19 protein-coding genes and 1 pseudogene are annotated in these 23,398 nt (G+C 71.2%); 11 read left to right on the top strand and 9 right to left on the bottom strand.

Annotated elements, in window-relative coordinates; translation table 11 throughout:
- Positions 1-5: 5 nt before the first annotated feature.
- The 7 genes and pseudogenes from OHT77_RS20350 to OHT77_RS20380 form a co-directional block, all read right to left on the bottom strand.
- Positions 6-1,604 (bottom strand): acyl-CoA carboxylase subunit beta, encoded by a 1,599-nt coding sequence (locus OHT77_RS20350; protein ID WP_328829974.1) that lies wholly within the window; start codon positions 1,602-1,604, stop codon positions 6-8.
- Complete coding sequence (locus OHT77_RS20355) at positions 1,601-3,304, bottom strand: acyclic terpene utilization AtuA family protein (RefSeq protein ID WP_328829975.1); 1,704 nt, start codon at positions 3,302-3,304, stop codon at positions 1,601-1,603. The genes OHT77_RS20350 and OHT77_RS20355 overlap by 4 nt, the downstream gene beginning before the upstream one ends.
- Positions 3,301-4,095, bottom strand: a complete 795-nt coding sequence (locus tag OHT77_RS20360; protein WP_328829977.1) for a TIGR03084 family metal-binding protein — start codon at positions 4,093-4,095, stop codon at positions 3,301-3,303. The genes OHT77_RS20355 and OHT77_RS20360 overlap by 4 nt, the downstream gene beginning before the upstream one ends.
- Positions 4,096-4,249: 154 nt before the next feature.
- Positions 4,250-5,224 carry an EamA family transporter gene (locus tag OHT77_RS20365; protein WP_401316358.1) on the bottom strand — a complete coding sequence of 325 codons (975 nt, stop codon included), beginning with the start codon at positions 5,222-5,224 and terminating at the stop codon, positions 4,250-4,252.
- A gap of 72 nt (positions 5,225-5,296) precedes the next feature.
- Positions 5,297-5,779 (bottom strand): annotated as a pseudogene (locus tag OHT77_RS20370) (ABC transporter ATP-binding protein); the annotation flags it as partial.
- A gap of 30 nt (positions 5,780-5,809) precedes the next feature.
- Complete coding sequence (locus OHT77_RS20375; protein WP_328829981.1) at positions 5,810-6,571, bottom strand: metallophosphoesterase family protein; 762 nt, start codon at positions 6,569-6,571, stop codon at positions 5,810-5,812.
- Positions 6,568-9,393, bottom strand: a complete 2,826-nt coding sequence (locus OHT77_RS20380; protein WP_328829982.1) for an FAD-binding and (Fe-S)-binding domain-containing protein — start codon at positions 9,391-9,393, stop codon at positions 6,568-6,570. The genes OHT77_RS20375 and OHT77_RS20380 overlap by 4 nt, the downstream gene beginning before the upstream one ends.
- A 267-nt stretch (positions 9,394-9,660) precedes the next feature.
- Here OHT77_RS20380 and OHT77_RS20385 point away from each other — a divergent pair, with 267 nt between their 5' ends.
- The 9 genes from OHT77_RS20385 (at position 9,661) to OHT77_RS20425 (ending at position 18,392) form a co-directional block, all read left to right on the top strand.
- Complete coding sequence (locus tag OHT77_RS20385; RefSeq protein WP_328829983.1) at positions 9,661-11,325, top strand: sensor histidine kinase; 1,665 nt, start codon at positions 9,661-9,663, stop codon at positions 11,323-11,325.
- The gene (locus tag OHT77_RS20390) at positions 11,322-11,729 is read left to right on the top strand and encodes a roadblock/LC7 domain-containing protein (protein WP_266771250.1); all 408 of its coding nucleotides are present in this window, start codon (positions 11,322-11,324) and stop codon (positions 11,727-11,729) included. Before OHT77_RS20385 ends, OHT77_RS20390 begins: the two co-directional genes overlap by 4 nt.
- Positions 11,726-12,070, top strand: a complete 345-nt coding sequence (locus OHT77_RS20395; protein WP_266771248.1) for a DUF742 domain-containing protein — start codon at positions 11,726-11,728, stop codon at positions 12,068-12,070. Before OHT77_RS20390 ends, OHT77_RS20395 begins: the two co-directional genes overlap by 4 nt.
- Positions 12,051-12,692, top strand: coding sequence for a GTP-binding protein (locus OHT77_RS20400; protein WP_328829985.1), 642 nt, complete (start codon positions 12,051-12,053; stop codon positions 12,690-12,692). The genes OHT77_RS20395 and OHT77_RS20400 overlap by 20 nt, the downstream gene beginning before the upstream one ends.
- Positions 12,689-13,894 carry a cytochrome P450 gene (locus tag OHT77_RS20405; RefSeq protein ID WP_328829986.1) on the top strand — a complete coding sequence of 402 codons (1,206 nt, stop codon included), beginning with the start codon at positions 12,689-12,691 and terminating at the stop codon, positions 13,892-13,894. Before OHT77_RS20400 ends, OHT77_RS20405 begins: the two co-directional genes overlap by 4 nt.
- Positions 13,895-14,012: 118 nt before the next feature.
- Positions 14,013-15,233, top strand: a complete 1,221-nt coding sequence (locus OHT77_RS20410; RefSeq protein WP_328829987.1) for a cytochrome P450 family protein — start codon at positions 14,013-14,015, stop codon at positions 15,231-15,233.
- A gap of 147 nt (positions 15,234-15,380) precedes the next feature.
- Positions 15,381-16,499, top strand: a complete 1,119-nt coding sequence (serC, locus tag OHT77_RS20415) for a phosphoserine transaminase (protein ID WP_328829988.1) — start codon at positions 15,381-15,383, stop codon at positions 16,497-16,499.
- A 258-nt stretch (positions 16,500-16,757) separates the two neighbouring features.
- Positions 16,758-17,573, top strand: coding sequence for an acyl carrier protein (locus OHT77_RS20420; protein ID WP_328829989.1), 816 nt, complete (start codon positions 16,758-16,760; stop codon positions 17,571-17,573).
- Positions 17,574-17,690: 117 nt separating this feature from the next.
- Complete coding sequence (locus OHT77_RS20425; RefSeq protein ID WP_328829990.1) at positions 17,691-18,392, top strand: transmembrane-type terpene cyclase; 702 nt, start codon at positions 17,691-17,693, stop codon at positions 18,390-18,392.
- Between the two features lie 31 nt (positions 18,393-18,423).
- On the opposite strand, the gene OHT77_RS20430 is transcribed toward OHT77_RS20425, so the two are convergent.
- Positions 18,424-19,986 (bottom strand): cellulase family glycosylhydrolase, encoded by a 1,563-nt coding sequence (locus OHT77_RS20430; RefSeq protein ID WP_328829991.1) that lies wholly within the window; start codon positions 19,984-19,986, stop codon positions 18,424-18,426.
- Positions 19,987-20,146: 160 nt separating this feature from the next.
- Positions 20,147-21,136: a WD40 repeat domain-containing protein gene (locus OHT77_RS20435; RefSeq protein WP_328829993.1), complete on the bottom strand. Its 990-nt coding sequence runs from the start codon at positions 21,134-21,136 to the stop codon at positions 20,147-20,149.
- A gap of 171 nt (positions 21,137-21,307) precedes the next feature.
- Between OHT77_RS20435 and OHT77_RS20440 the strand changes: the two genes are divergently transcribed.
- Together OHT77_RS20440 and OHT77_RS20445 are read left to right on the top strand one after the other, a co-directional pair.
- On the top strand, positions 21,308-22,078 hold the full coding sequence (locus OHT77_RS20440; RefSeq protein ID WP_328829994.1) for an SGNH/GDSL hydrolase family protein: 771 nt from the start codon (positions 21,308-21,310) through the stop codon (positions 22,076-22,078).
- 217 nt (positions 22,079-22,295) lie between these two features.
- Positions 22,296-23,288: an aldo/keto reductase gene (locus tag OHT77_RS20445; protein WP_266771229.1), complete on the top strand. Its 993-nt coding sequence runs from the start codon at positions 22,296-22,298 to the stop codon at positions 23,286-23,288.
- Positions 23,289-23,398 lie beyond the last annotated feature (110 nt).

Genomic DNA, 23,398 nt, shown 5'->3' on the forward strand with positions numbered 1-23,398 from the left:
ATCCCTCACATCCGGAAGACGCCGAAGCCACCGCGCGCGCCCTCGTAGGGCGCGGTGTGGAGGGCGGACAGGCACAGGCCGAGGACGGTGCGGGTGTCGCGCGGGTCGATGACGCCGTCGTCGTACAGCCGCCCCGACAGGAACTTCGGCAGGGACTCGGACTCGATCTGCTGCTCCACCATGGCGCGCAGCGCCGCGTCCGCGTCGTCGTCGTAGGGCTGCCCCTTCGCCGCGGCCGACTGCCGGGCGACGATCGAGAGCACCCCGGCGAGCTGCTGGGGGCCCATGACGGCGGACTTGGCGCTGGGCCAGGCGAACAGGAAGCGGGGGTCGTAGGCGCGGCCGCACATGCCGTAGTGCCCGGCGCCGTACGAGGCGCCCATGAGGACGGAGAGGTGCGGTACGCGGCTGTTGCTGACGGCGTTGATCATCATCGCGCCGTGTTTGATGATGCCGCCCTGCTCGTACTCCTTGCCGACCATGTAGCCGGTGGTGTTGTGCAGGAAGAGCAGCGGGATGTCGCGCTGGTTGGCCAACTGGATGAACTGGGCGGCTTTTTGGGACTCCTGGCTGAAGAGGACGCCTTGGGCGTTGGCCAGGATGCCGACCGGATAGCCGTGCAGAGCCGCCCAACCCGTCACCAGGCTCGTGCCGTAGAGGGGCTTGAACTCGTCGAAGTCGGAGGCGTCGACGAGACGGGCGACGACCTCGCGGGGATCGAAGGGGGTCTTGAGGTCCCCCGGGACGATGCCGAGCAGCTCGTCCTCGTCGTACTTGGGGGGCTCGGCCGGGCCCGGATCGCCGTACGCCTTGCGGTGGTTGAGGCGGGCGACGACGCGGCGCGCCTGCCGCAGCGCGTCCTGCTCGTCCACGGCGAAGTGGTCCGCGAGGCCCGAGACGCGGGCGTGCATCTCGGCGCCGCCGAGGGACTCGTCGTCGCTCTCCTCGCCGGTGGCCATCTTCACGAGCGGCGGGCCGCCGAGGAACACCTTCGCGCGTTCCTTGACCATGATCACGTGGTCGGACATGCCGGGGATGTAGGCGCCGCCGGCGGTGGAGTTGCCGAAGACGACGGCGATCGTCGGGATGCCGGCGGCCGAAAGCCGGGTCAGATCACGGAAGATGGCGCCCCCGGGGATGAAGATCTCCTTCTGGGACGGCAGATCGGCACCCCCGGACTCGACGAGGCTGATGCAGGGCAGCCGGTTGGCGAGGGCGATGTCGTTGGCCCGCAGGGCCTTCTTCAGCGACCAGGGATTGCTGGCTCCGCCGCGCACGGTCGGGTCGTTGGCGGTGATCAGGCACTCCACGCCCTCCACCACCCCGATGCCGGTGACGAGGGAGGCGCCGACCGCGTAGTCGCTGCCCCAGGCGGCGAGCGGGGAGAGTTCGAGGAAGGGCGTGTCGGGATCGAGGAGCAGCTCGATCCGCTCACGGGCGAGCAACTTGCCGCGCTTGCGGTGCCGTTCGACATACTTCGGCCCGCCGCCCGCGAGGGCCTTCGCGTGCTCGGCGTCGAGGTCGGCGAGCTTGGCGAGCATGGCCTCGCGGTGGGCGGCGTAGTCGGGACCGTTGGTGTCCAGGGCGGTCGGGAGGACGGTCACAGGAGGACCTCCGGTATGTCCAGACGACGGGACCGCAGCCATTCCCCAAGGGCCTTGGCCTGCGGATCGAAACGATGCTGAGCGGCGACACCCTCGCCGAGGATCCCCACGACGACGAAGTCGAGGGCGCGGAGGTTGGGCAGCACATGCCGGGTGACCTCCAACTCGGCGGTCTCCGGCAGCAGTTGCCTGAACCGCTCGACGGTCAGCGCATGGGCGAGCCAACGCCACGCCTCATCCGTACGCGCCCAGACCCCCACATTGGCGTTCCCTCCCTTGTCCCCGCTGCGGGCCCCGGCGACCAGACCAAGGGGCGCCCGCGCCGTGGGCCCGTCCGGCGGAGGCTCGGGGAGGGCCGGTTCCGGAACGTCTTCCAGTACGAGGGTGTCGTGGGCCGGGGCCACAGCGATCCGGCGCCCGTCGTGGAGGACGGCCACATGGTCGACGGCACCATGGGGGACGTACACATCATCGAAGACGCCATAGGGCGCTCCCTTTCCAGGTGGGGTCAGCACATGGAAGCCGGGGTAACTGGCGAGCGCGAGCTCGACGGCGGCGGCGCTCAGGGACCGCCCGACAACATCCTGATCGGCGTCCCGCACGACGAGCCGCAGCAGCGCGCTGGCGGTCTCCTCGGTGGGGGCATCGGCGTGATCGGTCCGGGCGAGATCCCAACGGACCTCGGACGGCCGGGACTTGGCGTCGCGGAGCACGAGGTCCAGCTGCTCCCGCACGAGGGTGGCCTTGCGCTCGATGTCCAGCCCCGTGAGCACGAAGGCGACCTCGTTGCGGAACCCGCCCAGCCGGTTGAGCCCGACCTTGAGGGTGGCGGGGGGCGCTTCCCCGCGCACCCCGTCGATACGGACCCGATCGTCACCGTCCCCGCTCAGCCGGACGGTGTCGAGCCGAGCGGTGACGTCGGGTCCGGGGTACCGGGCGCCGTGCGTCTCGTAGAGAAGCTGGGCGGTGACGGTGCCGACGTCGACAACTCCCCCTGTACCGGGGTGTTTTGTGACGACGGAGGAACCGTCCTCGTACACCTCGGCCAGCGGGAAGCCGGGCCGCCGGAGCTTCTCGGGCGGGTGCTCGGTGAAGAAGGCGTAGTTGCCGCCGGTCGCCTGGGTCCCGCACTCCAGCACATGCCCGGCGACGACGGCACCCGCGAGCCGGTCGTAGTCCTCGGCCCCCCATCCGAAGTGCGCGGCAGCGGGCCCGGTGACGAGCGCGGCGTCGGTCACGCGCCCGGTGACCACGATGTCGGCGCCCGCCTCAAGACAGGCGGCGATCCCGAACCCACCGAGGTAGGCATGCGCGGCCAGGGCATCCGGATACCGGGCGGCGAGATCGTCCCCCTCGACATGCGCGACGCGCACGGGAACCCCGAGCCGATCGGCCAACTTCCTTACGGCGTCGGCGAGTCCGGCCGGGTTCAGCCCCCCGGCGTTGGTGACGATCCGCACCCCGCGCTCATGGGCGAGCCCGAGACACTCCTCCAGCTGCCGGAGGAAGGTGCGGGCATACCCGGCGCCGGGGTCCTTCAGCCGGTCCCGCCCGAGGATGAGCATGGTCAACTCGGCGAGATAGTCGCCGGTGAGGACGTCCAGCTGTCCTCCGGTGAGCATCTCGCGCAGGGCGTCGAACCGGTCGCCGTAGAAGCCGGAGGCGTTCCCGATCCGAAGAGGGGCGACGGTGGGGCTCATGGCCTGCCTCCCTTCGGCGGTCGCCCGGTGCCGGCCGGCCCCGCGAAGGCCTGAGCGATGTCGAGCCACCGGTCGGCGTCGGGGCCCGTCGCCTCCATGGCGAGGTCGGCGCGGTGGGCGCGCTGGGTGACGAGGAGACAGAAGTCGAGAGCGGGGCCGGTGACGCGCTGCGGGGCGTCGTCGGGGCCGTAGCTCCACAACTCCCCTGACGGGGCGCGGAGTTCGACCCGGAACTCTTCACCCGGCGCGGGAAGCCCGTGCACACCGAAGGCGAAGTCCCGGGCCCGTACACCGATGCGGACCACATGCCGAAGCCGATCCGTGGGCGGCCGCACCACGCCCACCGCATCGGCGACATCCTGCCCGTGGGCCCAGGTCTCCATGAGGCGCCCGGTGGCCATGGACGCACCCGACATGGGCGGCCCGTACCAAGGGAAACGAGTCCCCGTGGGTGCGGCGTACAGGGCGTCCAACAGGGCCGCCCGCCCGGCCCGCCAGTCGTCGAGAAGCCGGCCGGGTGCCTTCGCGGCCCCTTCCGCCGCCCCGTCGTCCACGAACGTCGAGGGAGCGGCCAGCGCCTTCTCCACGAGCCCGCGGAACGCTTCCTGATCCGTCACGGCTAGCAGGGCGGAGTGGTCGGTCCAGGCCAGGTGGGCGATCTGATGGGCGACGGTCCAGCGTGCGGCGGGAGTCTCGAGGGCCCAGTCCTCCGGGCCCAACTCGGCTACCAGCCGGTCGAGTTCCTCGCCCTCCTCACGCAGATCGTCGAACACGCGCGTCGGATCGGACATGGGGGGAGCATGGCAGGGGCACCAGAAACAATCAAGCGTGCTTGCATTATTAATCGGCGGAGGTCGGGTGCCGCCGAGGGGGCTGCCGTGACCCCGGGCTGCGGGGCGGACGTCGGAGCGCCCGCTTCTTGGCCGCGGGTGGCCCTGCGGTCACCTACGCCTTCACTTTCGCCTTCCCCCGGCCCACCTGCGTCCGTACCGCTCCCATGCTCGCCGCGATGACGAGCGCGATCGCCATCGATTCAGGGACGGACAGCGCCTGGTGGAGGATCAGGAAGCCCGCCGTAGCGGCCACCGCCGGTTCGAGGCTCATGAGGATGGCGAAGGTGGAGGAGGGGAGGCGGCGCAGGGCGAGGAGTTCAAGGGTGTAGGGAAGCACCGAGGACAGAACGGCCACGGCGGATCCGAGGGCGACGGTCGCCGGGTTCAGGAGCTTCGTGCCCGACTCCACGACACCGAGCGGCAGGAACGCCAGCGCCGCCACGACCATCGCCAGTGCCAACCCGTCGGCCTGCGGAAAGCGCCGCCCCGTACGAGCGCTGAAGATGATGTACGTGGCCCACATCGCGCCGGCCCCCAGGGCGAAGGCCACGCCCACCGGGTCCAGGCTGCTGAAGCCTCCGCCGCCGAGGAGGAAGACGCCCGCCAGGGCCAGACCCGCCCAGACCGCGTTCAGCGCGCGCCGGGACGTCAGGACGGAGAGGGCGAGCGGGCCCAGTACCTCGAGGGTCACCGCGGGGCCCAGGGGGATGCGGGCCAGTGACTGGTAGAAGAGGCCGTTCATCGCGGCCATGGTGATGCCGAAGACGACGACCGTGCCCCAGTCCGCCCGCGAGTGCCCCCGCACGCTGGGCCGGCAGACCACGAGCAGAACCACCGCGGCCACCAGCAACCGCAGCGTCACCACACCCAGCGCCCCCACCCTGGGCATCAGCGTCACCGCCAGCGCACCACCGAACTGCACCGAGATCCCCCCGGCCAGCACCAGCCCCACCGGCCCGAGGGAGCCCCTGCGGCCAGGGGTGACGGCCAGGTCGGCGGTCGGGCCGGCGGCCGGGGTGGCCGCGGGGGCGTTGGTCGACGTACTGGGGATGCTCACGGGGCTTCCAGGGCTCGGCTCAGCGCGCATTCGTCCATCACGATGCACTGCTCGGTCCATGGTAATGGACTTCGACAGGTGTGTGAACTCTTTATGCAGCTGTCACTCGGCCTGGTCCCGGAACAGCGGCCGGCCGTCGGGGAGGGTGGCGGGCAGGGGCCCGAAGAGGGGATCGGAGTACTCCGGACACTCGGTCCACGGGTGGGCCGGTTGATACGGCCGCCCGAGCGGGGGCCCGTACTCCGTCTCGTACGTCGGCACGTACGGCTGCGGTGCCGAGGTCCCGGCGAAGACGGGCGCCGTGGGGTAGCCGTGACCGAACCCCGCCTCCGCGAACGACGGGAGCCTCAACTTTCCGGTGTCCATCACCGCGTTGTTCTGCGAGCGGTGCAGTCGCGAGTACGCCCCGCCCCGCGCCATCAGCAGAACCGGTGCGTCCCGCAGGATCGCCCGCGCGATCGCCAGCCGCTGGAGCCGACCGCCGGACAGGCGGGCCGAGTGGGGGTCGACCTTCGTGTCGTAGCCGTCGGGGAGGCGGAGGACGAACTCGTGGGCGTCGGCCGCGACGGCCGCGTCCACGACGGCGCCGAGTTGGTGGGCCGCCGGCCCGGGCAGTCACTCCCGTCCGTCCCTCGGCCCGAACACCTCCAGGGCCTCCGTGTCCGACGCGCGGGCGTTGAGGTAGTAGTCCGCCCACTCGGCGATCTCCGGGTAGCCGGAATCCCGCACCAGACGGTCGATCGCCGCGGGGATGTCGTACGACGTGACGCGCAGGTCCGTGCCCGGGCCCAGGAGGCACCAGTGGGCGCCGGTGCGGCCGTACGGCATGCCGATGCTGCCGGGGTTGACGATCAGGCGGCCGTGGGCGAGGCGGAGGTACGGCATGTGGGTGTGGCCGCAGACGATCGTGCGGATGTCGTCGTCCAGGCCGGTCAGGACCTCCGCCCAGCGGGCGGGGCGGGAGTCGACCAGGACGACTTCCTCGTCGTCCCGGGGAGTCGCGTGGCAGAAGAGGACCTTGCCCAGGCCCCGGATCGGGAGCGTCAGGGATGTGGGGAGCGCGGCCAGGAAGTCGACCTGGTCCGGGCGGAGGGCGGTCGCCGCGTACGGGGCGATCGGGTCGGGGATCTCGTCGCGTTCGCCTCTGCGGTACTCGACCAGTTCGCGGTCCGCGTTGCCCGAGATCCACAGGACCCGGTCGGCCTGGGCACGCAACAGGTCGACCACTTCGGCCGGTTGAGGGCCCGCCGTGATGTCGCCGGTGAGGACGATGCGGTCGGCGGCGGCCACCTCCGGTTCGGCGAGGACCGCCTCCAGGGCCGGGAGCACTCCGTGGATGTCGGACAGGACGGCCACCCGGGTCAGTTCGTCGGTCACTTGCCTTCACCCTCCAGTGCATCCGCCAGTACCTCCGCCAGGTGCCTCCCCCGCACCCCCGCCAGCTGCTCCAGCTGCGTACGGCACGAGAAGCCGTCCGCCAGGATCACCGCGTCCTCCGGGGCCTGCCTCACCGACGGCAGCAGCTGTTCCTCCGCGCACGTCGCCGACACCGCGTAATGCCCCTTCTCGAAGCCGAAGTTGCCCGCCACACCGCAGCAGCCGCCCGCCAGTTCGCCCGTCAGGCCCGCTGCCTCGCGGAGGCGGCGGTCCGGGGTGTCGCCCAGGATCGCGTGCTGGTGGCAGTGGGTCTGGCCGGCCGCCGGGCGGTCGACGCGGGGCGGGGTCCAGTCGGGGGCCAGGCGCTCCAGGGCCTCGGCGAAGGTGAGGACGGCGGCGGAGAGGCGCGGCGCTCGGGGGTCGTCGGGGAGCAGCTCGGGGAGGTCTGTGCGGAGGGCCGCCGCGCAGCTCGGTTCCAGGACGACCACGTGCGGGGCACCCTCCAGAAGTCCGTTCATCGCGTCCAGCGTCCCGCGCATCACCGCACGCGCGCGGTCCAGTTGGCCCGTCGACACGTAGGTCAGGCCGCAGCACACCGGCTTCCCCGGCGGGATCGGGAGTACGTCAAGACCCGCCGCCTCCAGCACCCGTACCGCCGCCAGTCCGACCGTCGGCGAGAGGTGTTCCGTGAACGTGTCCGGCCAGAGGAAGACCCGGCCCCGGCCCGGCGTCCTCGCCCCCTTCCGCGCTCCTCGCCGCCACGCCCGCGTGAACGTCGTCCCCGCCACCCGCGGAATCTCCCGCTCCGCCGCGATCCCGCCCAGCCGCTTCGCCACCGCCGCCAACGGCCGCACCGAGGCGAGGGAGTTGACCAGCCACGCCGTGCGCGTACGCGCCACCAGCCGCAGCCAGCGCGGCAGCCAGCCCATCGCGTAGTGCGCCGCGGGGCGTCGGCGGCCTTCGTAGTGGTGGTGCAGGAACTCCGCCTTGTACGTGGCCATGTCGACCCCGACCGGGCAGTCCGTGCGGCAGCCCTTGCAGGACAGGCACAGGTCCAGCGCGTCGCGGACCTCCGTCGACCGCCAGCCGTCGGTGACCAGTTCGCCCGCGAGCATCTCGTGCAGGAGTCGGGCCCGCCCGCGCGTGGAGTGCTCCTCCTCGCCCGTCGCCCGGAACGACGGGCACATCACCGACGCTCCGGCGGCCTCGGGAGTACGGCACTTGGCCACCCCCACACACCGCCGCACCGCCGCCGAGAAGTCCCCGCCGTCGGCCGGGTACCCGAACACCACGTCCACCGGCTCGCGCGGGAGCACCGAGAAGCGGAGGTTCGTGTCCAGCGGGGCCGGCCGCACCAGCATCCCGGGGTTGAGGAGATCGTCCGGGTCCCACACCCCCTTCGCCCGCTCGAACAGGGTCACCATCTCGGCGCCGTACATCCGAGGCAGCAGCTCCGCCCGCGCCTGGCCGTCCCCGTGCTCCCCGGAGAGCGAGCCGCCGTGTGCCGTCACCAACTCGGCCAGCTCCTCCGAGAAGCCCCGGAAGCGGGCGATCCCCGCCTCCGTCAACAGGTCGAAGTCGATGCGGACATGGATGCAGCCGTCCCCGAAGTGGCCGTACGGCGTGCCCCGTAGGCCATGCGCGGTCAGCAAGCCCCTGAAGTCCCGCAGGTACGCGCCCAGTCGTGCCGGCGGCACCGCGCAGTCCTCCCAGCCCGGCCATGCCTCAGAACCGTCCGGCATCCGCGTCGCCGTACCGCTCGCATCCTCGCGGATGCGCCACAGGGCGCGCTGGCCTGAAGGGTCCGTCACCACGAGGGAGTCGAGGACGTCGGCCGCGCGGACGATCGTCTCGGCACGCGTGCGTGCCTCCGCCGCCGTGTCGCCGCCGGTCTCGACGAACAGCCAGGCCGCGCCCCGGGGGAGGTCGGCCGTGGAGCGGACCAGGTCGGCCGCCATGCCCTCCACCGTCAGCGGGCCGTGCACCAGCAGGCCCGCCGCCGCCTCCGCCGCCGCGCTCTCGTCGGCGTAGCCCAGTACGGCCAACGCACGCGCGCGGGGCGCCTCGACGAGACGGACGACCGCCTCCGTGACGATGCCCAGGGTGCCCTCGCTGCCGCAGAAGGAGCGGGCCACGTCCGCGCCGTTCTCGGGGAGGAGGGCGTCCAGCGCGTACCCCGAGATGCGGCGCGGGAGGTCCGGGAAGCCCGTGCGCAGGCGGGCCAACTCCCCCTCGACCAGGGGCCGTAGACCCTCGGGGGCGCCCGCCCAGTCGCGGCCCGGGCGCAGACGGTCGCCACGCGCGCTGATCACGGACAGTTCGCTCACGCTGTCCGCCGTGGTGCCCCAGGCGACCGAGTGGGAGCCGCACGAGTTGTTGCCGATCATGCCGCCGAGGGTGCAGCGGCTGTGGGTCGAGGGGTCGGGGCCGAAGCGCAACCCGTGGGGGGCGGCGGCCTGTTGGAGGCGGTCGAGGATCAGGCCGGGCTGGACCACGGCCGTGCGGGACTCGGGGTCGAGGGACACCAGGCCGTCCATGTGGCGGGTGAAGTCCAGGACCACGCCCGTGCCGGTCGCCTGACCTGCGATCGAGGTGCCGCCGCCGCGCGCGACGACCGGCACCCCGTGGGCCCGGCAGGCGGCCAGCGTCGCCGCCACGTCGTCGGCGTCACGGGGCGCGACGACGCCCAGCGGGACGCGTCGGTAGTTCGACGCGTCCATGGTCGTCAGCGCCCGGGAGGTGACGTCGAAACCCACCTCGCCCCGGACGGTCCCGCGCAGCTCGGCCCGCACACCCGCCAGTTCCGCCTGAAGATCCGCCATGCCCCCAGCATGCACCCGGCCACTGACAGTGACCGTCCGGCATCTGGTGAAACGTTCCGGGAAACTTGGCACCCGCAGGGTACCGATTCTGCAATCGCACCCGGAACCTCCCCAGTTCGATCACTAACTCTCATATAGTGAACGTCAGTTGAGCACCCGGTGTCGCTTCTCGCCCAGGAACCCGACGAGCACCCCCCGAGGACACGACCGAGGACGACTGAGGACCACGACCAAAGACGCCCGAGGACCCGACCGAGGACCCCCTTCATGACCGCCCCCATGCTTCCCGGCGAACGCCCCACCTTCCGCACCGTCGCCCCCGTTCCCGTGCTCACCGCCGTCCTGGCCGCGGTCGCGGTCGTCGGCGCGGTCTATGTGACCCCCGACGCGAAGCGCCTCGCGGTCGCGTGCGCGGCGACCGCCGGTGCGCTGCTGCTGTGCGCGGCCGTCGCGATCGCCACGCACGCGTACCAGACGGCCCGTATCACCCGCCGTCGGCTCGAGGCCGTCACGCTGGACGCGGGGCGCCTGATGCAGGAACGGGCCCGGCTGAGCACGGACTTCGACCGCGAGCGGGTGCAGCTGACCGAGGAGCTGACCCACGAGCGGGCCCGGCTGACCGCCGAACTCTCCCAGGAACGCGCCCGGTTGACCTCGGACTTCGCCCAGGAGCGGCTGCGGCTGACGACTTCCTTCGCGGAGGAGCGCGCCCGCCTCACGGAGGAGGCCGAGTTGGAGCGCGCCCGGCTGACCGCCGAGAACAGGCAGCTGTCCGAGCGGGCCCGCCGCGACTCCCACGAGCGTGCCGCCGCGCTCTCCGCGACCGCCAACGCGGCGGCCCGGATGCAGGCGTTGGCCACCGGCATGCTCGCCGACCTGCGCGCCATGGAGGAGCGGCACTCGGACGAGGACGTCCTCGCCGACCTGCTCCACCTCGACCACCGCACCGCGCAGGCGGGCCGTCTCGCCGACTCCGTCGCCGTCCTCACCGGCGCCCGCTCCGGCCGCCGTTGGGCCCGCCCGATCGCCATGGAGTCGATCCTGCGCGGCGCGATGGGCCGGATCAGCGGCTACCAGCGGGTGCGTGTGCACTCCGCCAGCGACGCCGCCGTAGCCGGGCACGCGGCCGAGGGCGTCATGCACGCGCTCGCCGAACTCCTCGACAACGCCGCGAACTTCTCGCCGCCGAGCGCCGAAGTGCATGTCTACGTGGAAGAAGTGCCCGCCGGGGTCATCCTCTCGGTGGAGGACAGCGGCCTGGTCATGGGCGACATCCAACTCCGGCGCGCCGAACGGGCGGTGTCCGGTGACGCCGTCGAACTCGGCGGTCTCACCGGCACCCGGCTCGGCCTCGCGGTCGTCGGCCGGCTGGCCCGCAAGTACGGCCTGAAGGTGTCGTACCGGCCCTCCGCGCGCGGCGGCACCGGCGTCCTGATGCTCGTACCGCAGGACATCCTCGTACCTCAGGACGCCCCCGCGCCGCAGGACTCCCTCCCGCTCCCGGAGGCGTCGACGCCGGTTGCCGCGGCGGCCGTTCGCGAGCCCGCGGCCGTGGAGCAGCCGTGGATGTCCTACGCCGCCGGGCGCACCCTCGCCGATCTGGACCCGGATCCGGTGCCCACGCACGAGTCCCCGGACCGGGGCGCCCTCTCGGACCCGGCGCCGGACACCGCGAGCACCCTGCCCGAAGGCCTGCCCAAGCGCCGCCGGGGTCAGGCGCTCGCCGAGGCCGAGCGGTCCCGCGCGCGTGCCGAGTCCCCGGCCCCCGAGACCGCCCGCCCCGCGCCCTCCGCCGACGACACCCTCGCGCGCACCGCCCGCTTCAACAGCTTCCGCCAGGCCGTACGCGCCGCGACACCCGACCCGGACACCTCCGCAGCCGCGGAACCCGTCACCTCCCCCTCCCACCCGGAAGGCAACGCCACCTCATGACCGGCACGACGACCGCCGACGAGAAGCTCACCTGGCTCATCGAGGGCCTCCTGGAGCGCACCCCGGGCGCGCGGCACGCGCTCGTGCTGTCCAGGGACGGCCTGAAGCTGTGCCGGACCCCCGAACTCTCCGTCGACCAGGCCGACCAGCTCGCCGCGATCGCCGCGGGGATCCAGTCGCTGTCGCACGGCGCCTCGGTGGAGTTCGGCGACGGCAGCGGAGGCGTGCGCTCCGCGATGACGGAGTTCTACGGCGGGGTCCTGTTCATCGTCGAGGCCGGCGAGGGCGCCCACCTGGCGCTGGTCACCACCGAGGACGCGGACGCGGGGCTGATCGGACACAACATGAGCGAGCTGGTCGAACAGCTCGGCGAGCACCTGCGCGCGGAACCGCGTACGTCATGAGCCGCCCCGGCAGGGACGACTCACCCGACCGCCTCTACACGCTCACCGGGGGCCGCGCCCGCTCCGCACCGGACAACCCGTTCGACCTGGTGACCCTCGTGGTCGCCGAGTGCGACCCGGTGGCCGGTATGCAGTCGGAGCACGCGGCGATCCTGCGGCTCACCGAACACCCCACGGCCGTCGTCGAGTTGGCGGCCGAGCTGAAGCTCCCGGTGTCCATCACCAAGATCCTCCTCTCCGACCTTCTCGCGGCCGGCCGGGTCAGTGCCCGCCATCCGCGGAAGGCCGTTCTCGATCCCGACGTCCTGGAACAGGTGCTCGTTGGACTCCGCAACCTCTGACGCGCGCACCCCCTTGGGTGCCACCGCCGACAACGGCCTGAAGATCGTGGTCGTCGGCGGCTTCGGCGTCGGCAAGACCACGCTGGTCCGCTCGGTCAGCGAGATACGTCCCCTCAACACCGAGGAGACGATGACGAAGGCCGGCGAGGCCGTCGACGACATCAGCGAGGTGCGCGGCAAGTCCGCGACCACGGTCGCCTTCGACTTCGGCCGCATCACGCTCGACGCCCGCAATGTGCTGTACCTGTTCGGCGCCCCCGGCCAGGAGAGGTTCTGGTTCCTCTGGGACCGGCTCTTCTCCGGGACGCTCGGCGCGGTCGTCCTCGTCGACACCCGGCGGATCGGCGACTCCTGGTACGCCATCGACCGCCTCGAACACCACGGCACCCCCTTCATCGTGGCCTGCAACGACTTCGGCGGCCCCACCTACGCCCCGCAGCAGATCCGCGAGGCCCTCGACCTCGACCCGCACGTCCCCCTCCTGGACTGCGACGCCCGCTCCCGCGCGTCCGCGAAGCAGGTCCTGATCACCCTGGTCGAGCACGTCAGGAACCACCACGGCCCGCAGAGCGGCCGCCACGACACCCAAGTCCCCGCCCCCCACCAGGAGTTGGCCCTGTGACCGCGCCCGTACCGCTGAGTGGACCCAGGTTCCAGACCGAACCGGCGCAGCTGTACCGGGAGATGCGGCGCGAGCACGGCGCCGTGACGCCCGTGGTGCTCGACGGCGACATCCCGGCCTGGCTGGTGCTCGGCTACCGCGAGCTGCACCAAGTCACCGGCGATCCGGTGCTGTTCAGCCGTGACTCCGACCTGTGGAACCAGTGGGACGACATCCCCGACGACTGGCCGCTGCTCCCGATGATCGGCCGCAAGCAGCCGTCGATCCTCTACACGGTCGGCGAACGGCACCGTGAGCGCGTCGGCATGATCAGCGACGCCCTGGAGGCGGTGGACCCGTCCGAACTCCGGTCGTACACCGAGAAGTTCGCCGACGAACTGATCGACGGGATCTGCGCCAAGGGCGAGACGGACATCGTCGGCGACTACGCGATGCTGCTGCCGGTACGCGTCCTCGCGCGGCTCTACGGCTTCCGGGACGAGCAGGGTCCTGGCCTGGTGACCGCGCTCAACGACATGATCGACGGACGTGAGCGCGCGATCGCCGGGCAGACCCATCTCGCCACGTCCATGGGGCGGTTGCTGGCCGACCGGAAGGACGAGCCGGCCGACGACGTCGTGTCGCGGATGCTGACCCACGAGTCCGGCTTCAACGACGTCGAGATCGCCCAGGACCTGATGGTGATGATGGCGGCCGGCCACCAGCCGACCGCCGACTGGATCGGCAACTCGCTGCGGCTGATGCTGACCGACGACCGGTTCGCGGCCTCGCTGTTCGGCGGCCGCAACAGTGTCGCCGAGGCCATGAACGAGGTCCTGTGGGAGGACACCCCGACCCAGAACGTGGCCGGGCGCTGGGCCTCCCGCGACACCCAGCTCGCCGGCCGCCGCATCCGCGCGGGCGACCTGCTCCTCCTCGGCCTCCAGGGCGCCAACTCCGACCCCCAGGTCCGCACCGACGGCGCCGCGCTCACCGGCGGCAACAACGCGCACTTCTCCTTCGGGCACGGCGAGCACCGGTGCCCGTTCCCGGCGCAGGAGGTCGCCGAGGTGATCGCGCGGACCGGCATCGAGGTCGTCCTCGACCGGCTGCCGGACATCGACCTGGCCGTACCCGCCGAGTCCCTCACCCGCAGGCCCTCGCCGTGGCTGCGGGGGCTGACGGAACTGCCGGTGCGGTTCACCCCCGTGCCCGCGCTCTGAGCTTCCGGACCCGATCCTGCGTCACCCCGGCGGCACCACAACGCCCGCCGGGGGCCCGGGAGTTGACCACGACCCCGGGAGGACGCGGTACCCCACCCCTGCCCTTGGAGGCACCTGTATGAGCACCGGTACCGAAGAGACCCGTATCGTCCTCGACCCGTTCGTCGGTGACCTGGACGGCGAGAGCGCAAGGCTGCGCGCGGCCGGTCCGCTGGCCGCCGTGGAGCTGCCCGGTGGCGTGCCCGTATGGGCGGTGACACGGCACGCCGAGGCGAAACAGCTGCTCACGGATCCGCGGCTGGTGAAGGACATCAACGTCTGGGGTGCCTGGCAGCGCGGTGAGATCCCCGCGGACTGGCCGCTGATCGGGCTCGCGAACCCGGGCCGCTCGATGCTGACCGTGGACGGCGCCGACCACCGCCGGATGCGCACGCTGGTCGCGCAGGCGCTCACCCCGCGCCGGGTGGAGCAGATGCGGGAGCGGATAGCGAAGTTCACGGAAGGGCTGCTGGACGGCCTGGACGGGGACGTCGTGGACCTGAAGGCGGCGTTCGCCTACCCGCTCCCCATGTACGTCATCGCCGACCTCATGGGCATCGCCGAGGAGCGGCTCCCGCGCCTGAAGGAGCTGTTCGAGAAGTTCTTCTCGACGCAGACCCCGCCCGCGGAGGTCATCGCGACGCTCACGGAACTCGCGGGCATCATGGCGGACACGGTCGCGGCCAAGCGCGCCGAACCCGGCGACGACCTGACCTCGGCGCTGATCCTGGCCTCCGAGAACGGCGACCACCTCACCGACGAGGAGATCGTCTCCACGCTCCAGCTGATGGTCGCCGCCGGCCATGAGACGACCATCTCGCTGATCGTCAACACGGTCGTCAACCTGTCGGCGCACCCCGTCCAGCGCGCCCTGGTGCTGGCCGGCGAGGCCGACTGGTCCTCGGTGATCGAGGAGACCCTGCGCCACTCGACGCCCACCTCGCACGTCCTGATCCGCTTCGCCACGGAGGACGTCCAGGTCGGCGACAGGACCCTCCCGGCCGGGGACGCGCTGATCGTGTCGTACGCCGCGATCGGCCGCGACGAGGAGGCCCACGGGCCGACGGCGGGCGAGTTCGACATCACCCGCACCAGCGAGAACCGGCACATCTCCTTCGGCCACGGCCCGCACGTCTGCCCCGGCGCGGCACTGTCCCGGCTGGAGGCGGGGGTGGCCCTCCCGGCGCTCTACGAGCGGTTCCCGGCCCTCGACCTGGCGGTCCCGGCGTCGGAGCTGCGCAACAAGCCGGTGGTGACGCAGAACGACATCTACGAGCTGCCGGTCCGGCTGACGCCGTAACTCGCCGTGGATCGCCGTAGATCGCCGTAGCCGTCATGGACCGGTCGTAGATCGTCGTAGCTCACTCTCCGTCCACGAGCCGGAGCGGTCGTCTCATCGAACGGACGCGTTTCCGTCCCGTTTCGCCGAGGAGATACGCTCCCGCTCGTGGCTGATATCCAGATTCCCGCTGACATCAAGCCCGCCGACGGACGTTTCGGCGCTGGCCCCTCCAAGGTGCGGACGGAGGCGCTGGACGCCCTGGCCGCCACCGGCACGTCTCTGCTCGGCACCTCCCACCGCCAGGCCCCGGTCAAGAACCTGGTCGGCAAGGTCCGCGAGGGCGTCTCCGCGCTGTTCTCGCTCCCCGAGGGCTACGAGGTCGTCCTCGGCAACGGCGGTTCGACGGCCTTCTGGGACGTCGCGACCCACGGCCTGATCGAGAACAAGTCCCAGCACCTGAACTTCGGCGAGTTCAGCTCGAAGTTCGCCAAGGCGGCCAAGCTCGCCCCGTGGCTGGCCGAGCCGACCGTCATCGCGAGCGACCCCGGCACGCACCCGGACCCGGCCGCCGAGGCGGGCGTCGACGTGTACGCGTTCACGCACAACGAGACGTCGACGGGTGTCGCGGCCCCGATCCAGCGCGTCGCGGGCGCCGACGAGGGCGCGCTCGTCCTCGTGGACGCCACGTCGGGCGCGGGCGGCCTCCCGGTCGACATCACCGAGACGGACGTCTACTACTTCGCCCCGCAGAAGTCCTTCGCCTCCGACGGCGGCCTGTGGATCGGCGTCTTCTCGCCGGCCGCGATCGAGCGCGCCGAGCGCATCCACGCGTCCGGCCGCCACGTCCCGGAGTTCTTCAGCCTCCCCACGGCGATCGACAACTCCCGCAAGAACCAGACGTACAACACCCCCGCGCTGTCCACCCTGTTCCTCCTCAACGAGCAGCTCGAGTGGATCAACGGCCAGGGCGGCCTGGACTGGTCGACGGCCCGCACGAAGGACTCGTCGACCCGTCTGTACACGTGGGCGGAGGACTCGAAGTACGCCACTCCGTTCGTGTCCGACCCCACCAAGCGTTCGCAGGTCATCGGCACGATCGACTTCGCCGACGAGATCGACGCGGCGGCCGTCGCCAAGGTTCTCCGCGCCAACGGCATCGTCGACACCGAGCCCTACCGCAAGCTCGGCCGCAACCAGCTCCGCGTCGCGATGTTCCCGGCGATCGACCCGGCGGACGTCGAGGCCCTGACGAAGTGTGTCGACTACGTCATCGAGAAGCTGTAGCCGTTTCCACGACGACGGAGGGCGCCCCGCGGGAAGTTCCGCGGGGCGCCTTCGCGTCGGCACCCCGGTCCGCACCGCGAAGCGGCCCTGGGCCGAAGTCCAGGTGAACGAGTAACCCGGACAAAACACCCGTACGCCACAGCCGCGTAACAGCGGACGTACAGGGAACAACTCCTGCCCGACCCGGCCGGTCGAACCCGGTGCGTCGCACACCTGCGGCGCAACTCCTCGACTCCCGACCGAAGTTGGAGTTGCCCCATGCCCAGGAAGTCCCTGCCGACGCGGCTCGCCGCCACCGCCGCGCTGCTGCTCGCCGCGGGCGCTCTGTCCGCGCCCGCCGCCTCCGCGGCCCCCTCGGACGCGGCGCCCGGCGACGCGTACGTACTGACCGTGACGACGAACCCGGCAAGCACCAACTACCAGGAACGGCACGTCGACGTCACCGGCACCGTCACCAAGGCCGACGGCACCCCGGCGGCGAACATCCCCGTCACCCTCCAGGAAGTCGTCCAGTTCACGACCTGGAACCCGTGGGGCGACCCGATCGACCCCAACTACTACGAGCCCCGCGACCTCGGCAAGCCGGTCACCGACGCCAACGGGAAGTTCACGGTCCCGGACGTCGACATCGACCACGAGGGCGGCAGCAGCCTGCTCAACGTCCAGCGCGCTGTGCACATCACCGCCCTCTACGACGAGGACGGCGACCTCAACACCCCGCAGGACGGCTACTTCGCGGAGACCACGGTCGCCACCAAGGCCCGTACCAGCACGGTGAGTTACTCGGTCAACAAGAAGAAGGTGAAGGCCGGCGACATCCTCACCGTCCAGGGCAAGGTCACCCTCCCCCAGGGCGTCGAGCCGCAGGGCACGGAGATCTTCCTCCAGACGTACTGGGAGCAGCAGTCCCACGTGAAGGTGACCGCCGAGGACGACGGCTTCTTCGTCCTGTCGGTCCGCGTCTCGTCCTACGACGACACGTTCGTGCTGCGCACGGCTCCGACGGACCTGTACGTGGCCGGGGCGACACAGAAGCTGCCGATCACCAACACGTCGTTGCCCGCCGGGAGTTGATGGGCTAGCCGAGGGCGGGCGCCCCCTTGCTCAACCGTGCCGCGGGGGACGGTGAGGAGGGGGCGCCGTCTGTTAGCGTCCGCACGACCCCTCAGGGACCCGCGACGGGAGACGCGCATGGGCATCACCCTCACCCTGGCGAGCGGCATCGCCTGGACGATCGTGTACGTCGAGGCGATCCGCCTCGGGTTCCGCGCACGCACCTACGCCATGCCGGCCGTGGCCCTGGGCCTCAACTTCGCCTGGGAGTGGACCTACGCGGTGCACAACCTGGTCTTCGACCCGTCGGTGCAGGGCGGTATCAACCTGGTGTGGGGCATCGCCGACGCCGTGATCGTGTACACGTTCTTCCGGTACGGCCGCGCCGAGTTCCCGTCGTTCGTGACGCCACGACTGTTCGCCGGGCTGAGCGTGCTGCTGTTCGGGATGTCGTTCGCCGTGCAGTGGCTGTTCCTGGGGAAGTTCGGCGCGGAGGACGGGGCGGGGTACTCGGCGTTCCTCCAGAACCTGCTGATGTCGGCCCTGTTCATCGCGATGTTCGTCGCCCGACGCGGGCCGCGCGGGCAGTCGGTGACGATCGCGGTGGCCAAGTGGCTCGGCACGCTCGCGCCCACGATCCTCTTCGGCGCCATGCAGCACGACGGCTTCCTGCTGGGGCTGGGCATCATGTGCAGCGTGCTCGACCTGGTGTACGTGTGGTTGTGCGTGGGCACGAGGCGCGAGGAAGGCCGCCTCTCCCTCCCCACGCTCCTCGACGAGCCGACGAACGCCGTCCACCCGCTGCCCACGCACACCGGACCGGCCGAGCCGTCCTCCTGAGCGACAGCCCGGACCGGCCCCTCTCAACCCCTCACGTCGCCGTGCAGCTCAGCGTCGGTGCCGTCCCGCCCCCAGGTGCACCCCCGAAGCCGAAACTCGCCGAACCCCCCACGCCCACAGCCCCGTCGTGGTCCGCGTTCACCGCGGTGACGCTCGTCCCGCTCTGGGTGTACGTCGCGTTCCACATGTTCGTGATCTGCTGGGATCCGGGCCAAGTCCACTTGACCTGCCAGGACTTGAGCGCCGACGCCCCCGTGTTCTTCACCGTCACGGACGCGTTGAAGCCGGAACCCCAGTCGCTGGTGGTGGTGTACGTCGCCGCGCAGGCGGCCGTGGACCCGCCGCCCCCTCCTCCGTCTCCGCCGCCGCCCGTTCCCGTGCCGGGGAAGGCCGGGGCCTTGATGCTGGCCAGGTAGCCGTCCTTGACGGTGTCCACCGTCTGCCAGTCGTCCTTCAGGATTCCGCCGGTGTCCCCGGAGTTGGGGTTCCAGGACCAGAAGGTCCAGGAGAAGGAGTCGGCGCCGTAGGTCGAGGTCGGGCGGAGGTAACTCACCAGTGCCGTAAGCCACTTCTGGTCCACCGTCGAGGCCAGCGTCGTGCCGAACTCGCCCACCCACACCGGCGCGATGTTCTGCTGGAAGAGGTAGCCCCAGTACTTGTCCCACACGCCGGGCATGTTCGCCGGGAAGCTCGGGTCGCTGAACCAGGGCTGCTGGGCCACGCTCGTCGCGTAGTCGTGGGCCGAGTACACGACCCGGTTGGGGACGCTCAGTTGGACCGGGTACTGGCCCGCGCCCATCAGGTTGCCGCCCCACCAGCCGGAGACGCCGTTGTACGTCTGCACGCCCTCCACGAAGATCAGCAGGTCCGGGTTGACCGACAGCACCGCGTCGCCCGCCCGCTGCGCCGCCAGCCGCCAGTCCGTCGCGACGTCACCGCAGCCCCAACACGCCGGATCGTGCGGCTCGTTGTGGAGGTCGATGCCGACGACCGTGGACTGGCCCGCGTAACGGGTGGCCAGGGCGCGGAGGTTGGCGATCCAGGTCGACTCCGGTACCGCCGCCGTGTACCAGAGCGCCGACTGCGCCGACGCGTCCGGGCGGTGCCGGTCGAGGATGACCTTCAGGCCGTCCTGGCCGGCGTGGGCGACCAGTTTGTCCATGATCTGCAGGGAGTTGAGGCCCTGGAGGTCGGTGTTCTTGCCGTTGGAGAAGTCGATGCTGTTGGGGACCGTGCCGGACTTGAAGATGTCGTCGCTGTAGGGGAGGCGGATGGTGTTGTAGCCCAGCGACTTCATCTGGTCGATCATGCTCTTGTAGTCGCGTGACCAGAGGCCGTGGACCACGTAGTTGGCCGTCTCGAAGCCGAACCAGTTGATCCCGGCGATACGGACCGGCTGGCCCGCCGCGTCCAGGATCTGGCGGCCGCTCGTGTGCCAGTAACCGGCGCCGGGGGCGGCGGCGGTCGCACCCGCCGCGCTCGCCGCACCCGTCGCCGTACGTGCCACATCCGCCTGTGCCACATGGACGCCGGCCAGCGGCAGCAACAGCGCCGCGGCAACAACCCCCAGCGCTCTTCTCAAGCTGCGGAACATGTCGCTGCTTCCTCTCGGGAGGCGCGGGTCCGGAACTCATGGGAGCGCTCCCACTACCCGACAACCTCCATGGAAGCCACGTCACATGGACACGTCAAGGCAACGGACGTCGTCAGTCGTCCACAGCCACCGACAGAACCTGTGGAAACGGCGCGGGAGTTCAGCGCCGGCGCGTGAGGCGCCGTAGACCGAAGAGCGCGCCGCAGACCACCACGACGGCGACCGCGCCCACCTTGACGTTGTTGTTCGAGCTGTCACCGCTCGCCGAACTCCCGCCGCCCGAGGGGGACTTGGCGGAACCAGAACCGCCGCCGGGGGCGTCCTCGGCCTGCACCGGGCTGTCGGTGCCCTCGCTTCCGTACATGAGCTTCGTGCCGTCGGCCGAGTAGCTGACGGACTCGCCCTGGCCCTGGAGCGGTACGTCGAGGCGCCCCACCCGCTTGATCCTCCCGCCGTTCCAGTCGTAGTAGATGCCGCCCAAGTAGCCGCGTACGGCGAGCTGTTGGCCGTCCGGCGAGAACGCGGCGTCGGTGGCCCAGAGGTCCACGGCGGCGACGGGCTTGAAGTAGTTGGTGCCGGAGGTGGAGAGCGTGGCCGGGCCCTCGAAGAGGTGGCCGCCGTCCTCCTTCTTGTCGATGATGTACACGCGGCCGGTCTTGGGGTGCACGACCAGCGACTCGGCGTTGCGGGCGCCGTCGGAGTACTTCACGACGTACTGCTTCGCCCGGATCGTCTGGTCCTTGAGCACCTTCGGCTCGGGCAGCTTGTAGATCCAGACGTACGGCCAGGTCCCGTCGAGGTTGTCGCCGATGTCGCCGACGTAGATCTCGTTGTGCGGGCCGATGGAGATCGCCTCGACGTCGCGGGGCTTGCCGACACCGCTGAAGGTGACCGTGGCGACCGTCCTGCCGGTGCTGCTGTCGACGGCGTAGAGGTACGGGCCGTCGTCGCTGTCGTTGTGCGTCCAGTAGATGCCGGGGTGGAGGTGCGAGGCGGCGAGGCCGCTGGACTCCGTGATGCGGGAGTCCGAGATCGTGAACCCCTTGTCGCCCTTGCCTCCGTCGTCGGCGACGGCCGGTGCTGCGGTTGCGGGCAGGGCGAGCGCGCCGACGAGGAAGCCGGCGCCGAGGAACGCGAGGAAGCGACGCATGGGGCAAGCCTGCCATCCCGCCTGGCGGGGCAGCGGGCGGGCCGGTGCGGCGGTGAGCGGTGGGTGTGCCGGGCAGGGTGGGCGTAGTGCGTATGCCGGGCGTGGTGGGCGTGGTGGGCCTCACACCCCGCTCGTTCCGTCGCCCGGCGGTTGATCGTCCATCATGAGCGGATGCTCAGGTTCATGCCCGTAGGCGACTCCATGACGATCGGGAGCGCGGGCGAACACACATGGCGCTACCGGATGTGGCAGCACCTGCGCGCGACCTACGGCGGCCCGTTCGCCGTGGTCGGCCCGCGCGAGGCGCTGTACGACAAGGCGACGGACACGCCCACGTCGTACGAGTACGCCGACCCCGACTTCCCGCACTTCCACCTGGCGGGCTGGGGTGAGGGCTGGCTGCACATGGCCCCGCTGATCGGCGAGGCGGTGCGCGCGCACCGGGCGGACGTGCTCCTCGTCTCCCTCGGGCTGATCGACCTGGGCTTCTACACGAACGCGGGGCAGACGGCCGACAACCTGCGCTCCTTCATCGCCGAGGCCCGCGCCGCGAAGCCCACCGTCCGCATGGTGTTCCTGCCGGTGATCCCGAACGTCCGCGCCCGCACGGACGTCCCCTTCGCCACCGAGGTCGCCCTCTTCAACGAACTCCAGGCGAAGGCGGTCGCCGACCTCGACGAACGGCGCTCCCCGCTTCTCCTGGCCTCCCTCCCCGAGTCGTACGACGTCGACCACGACACGTACGACGGGACCCATCCGAACGCGGCCGGCGAGCACAAGATCGCGGGGGCGTTCGCGGGGGCGATGCATCAGGCGTGGGGGGTGGGGGGTGAGTACGGCGACGAGGGCGACGGCACGACCGAGGACGACGGGGAGACGGCCCGCGACTTCGAGCGATACCGGGCGACCCACTCCTCGTCGCGGCGATCCGCCTGGCGCTGAGGGCTGGGGGCGGTCTTCAGCCGGTCGGTGAGTCGGCGTGATCTCCGCGTCTCCCGGTCACCGTGGACGGCGACTGCGCCGACCCCGTGCGGGTGGACTTCGGTACCGCGGTCGACCTGACCGGAAGGGTGGTCGACCTCGTCCTCACGACCGACTCGCTCCCCCGCGACCGACCCCCCTTGCATAGAGCGCACTCGAAGTCGTTGGCTAGACACTCATGAAGTACACGCAGCTCGGACGCACAGGCCTCAAGGTCAGCCGACTGGTTCTCGGGACGATGAACTTCGGTCCGCAGACCGACGAGGCGGACAGTCACGGGATCATGGACGCGGCGCTGGCCGCCGGTATCAACTACTTCGACACCGCCAACGTGTATGGCTGGGGTGAGAACAAGGGCCGCACCGAGGAGATCATCGGCAGCTGGTTCGCCAAGAGCCCCGTCCATCGCGACAAGGTGGTCCTCGCGACCAAGGTCTACGGCAACATGGCCGCCGACGGCGACGCCTGGCCCAACCACGACAAGCTCTCCGCGGTGAACATCCGCCGGGCCGTGGACGCCAGCCTCAAGCGCCTGCAGACGGACTACATCGACATCTACCAGTTCCACCACATCGACCGCGCCACCCCCTTCGAGGAGATCTGGCAGGCGATCGACACCCTCATCCAGCAGGGCAAGATCCTCTACGTCGGTTCCTCGAACTTCCCCGGGTACAAGATCGCCCAGGCCAACGAGATCGCCGCCCGCCGCGGCGGCACCATCGGCCTGGTCAGCGAGCAGTGCCTGTACAACCTCGCCGAGCGCCGCGCCGAGATGGAGGTCATCCCGGCCGCGCAGGAGTACGGCCTCGGGGTCATCCCCTGGTCCCCGCTGCAGGGCGGACTCCTCGGCGGGGTCATCAAGAAGGAGGTCACGGGCGGGCGCCGGGCGAGCGGCCGGGCCGCGGACACCCTCGCCAACCCGACCTCGCGCGCCCAGATCCAGGCCTACGAGGACCTCCTCGACAAGCACGGCATCGAGCCCGGCGAGGCCGCCCTGGCGTGGCTCCTCACCCGCCCCGGCGTCACCGGCCCGATCGTCGGCCCCCGCACCGCCGAACAGCTCGACAGCGCGCTGCGCGCCGTGGAACTGGACCTGAGCGAGGAACTCCTCACGTCCCTGGACGAGATCTTCCCGGGCCCAGGCCCGTCACCGGAAGCCTTCGCCTGGTAGCAGGCCAGGGGCAGCGCCCCCTTTTTTCAGGGGCGCGGGGCGATGACATGTGCGGCTCCGCCGCGTGGGCGCGACCAGCCCGCGCGGACGCGCACCCGGCAACGATCGCG

Source organism: Streptomyces sp. NBC_00252, from assembly GCF_036187565.1.
Lineage (GTDB): Bacteria > Actinomycetota > Actinomycetes > Streptomycetales > Streptomycetaceae > Streptomyces.

Bases quoted from the DNA above. Each gene is read 5' to 3' on its own strand.
- OHT77_RS20355 (WP_328829975.1), bottom strand. From the start codon at position 3,304: ATGAGCCCCACCGTCGCCCCTCTTCGGATCGGGAACGCCTCCGGCTTC.
- OHT77_RS20360 (WP_328829977.1), bottom strand. From the start codon at position 4,095: ATGTCCGATCCGACGCGCGTGTTCGACGATCTGCGTGAGGAGGGCGAG.
- OHT77_RS20365 (WP_401316358.1), bottom strand. From the start codon at position 5,224: ATGCGCGCTGAGCCGAGCCCTGGAAGCCCCGTGAGCATCCCCAGTACG.
- OHT77_RS20380 (WP_328829982.1), bottom strand. From the start codon at position 9,393: ATGGCGGATCTTCAGGCGGAACTGGCGGGTGTGCGGGCCGAGCTGCGC.
- OHT77_RS20385 (WP_328829983.1), top strand. From the start codon at position 9,661: ATGACCGCCCCCATGCTTCCCGGCGAACGCCCCACCTTCCGCACCGTC.
- OHT77_RS20390 (WP_266771250.1), top strand. From the start codon at position 11,322: ATGACCGGCACGACGACCGCCGACGAGAAGCTCACCTGGCTCATCGAG.
- OHT77_RS20395 (WP_266771248.1), top strand. From the start codon at position 11,726: ATGAGCCGCCCCGGCAGGGACGACTCACCCGACCGCCTCTACACGCTC.
- OHT77_RS20410 (WP_328829987.1), top strand. From the start codon at position 14,013: ATGAGCACCGGTACCGAAGAGACCCGTATCGTCCTCGACCCGTTCGTC.
- OHT77_RS20420 (WP_328829989.1), top strand. From the start codon at position 16,758: ATGCCCAGGAAGTCCCTGCCGACGCGGCTCGCCGCCACCGCCGCGCTG.
- OHT77_RS20425 (WP_328829990.1), top strand. From the start codon at position 17,691: ATGGGCATCACCCTCACCCTGGCGAGCGGCATCGCCTGGACGATCGTG.
- OHT77_RS20430 (WP_328829991.1), bottom strand. From the start codon at position 19,986: ATGTTCCGCAGCTTGAGAAGAGCGCTGGGGGTTGTTGCCGCGGCGCTG.
- OHT77_RS20435 (WP_328829993.1), bottom strand. From the start codon at position 21,136: ATGCGTCGCTTCCTCGCGTTCCTCGGCGCCGGCTTCCTCGTCGGCGCG.
- OHT77_RS20440 (WP_328829994.1), top strand. From the start codon at position 21,308: ATGCTCAGGTTCATGCCCGTAGGCGACTCCATGACGATCGGGAGCGCG.
- OHT77_RS20445 (WP_266771229.1), top strand. From the start codon at position 22,296: ATGAAGTACACGCAGCTCGGACGCACAGGCCTCAAGGTCAGCCGACTG.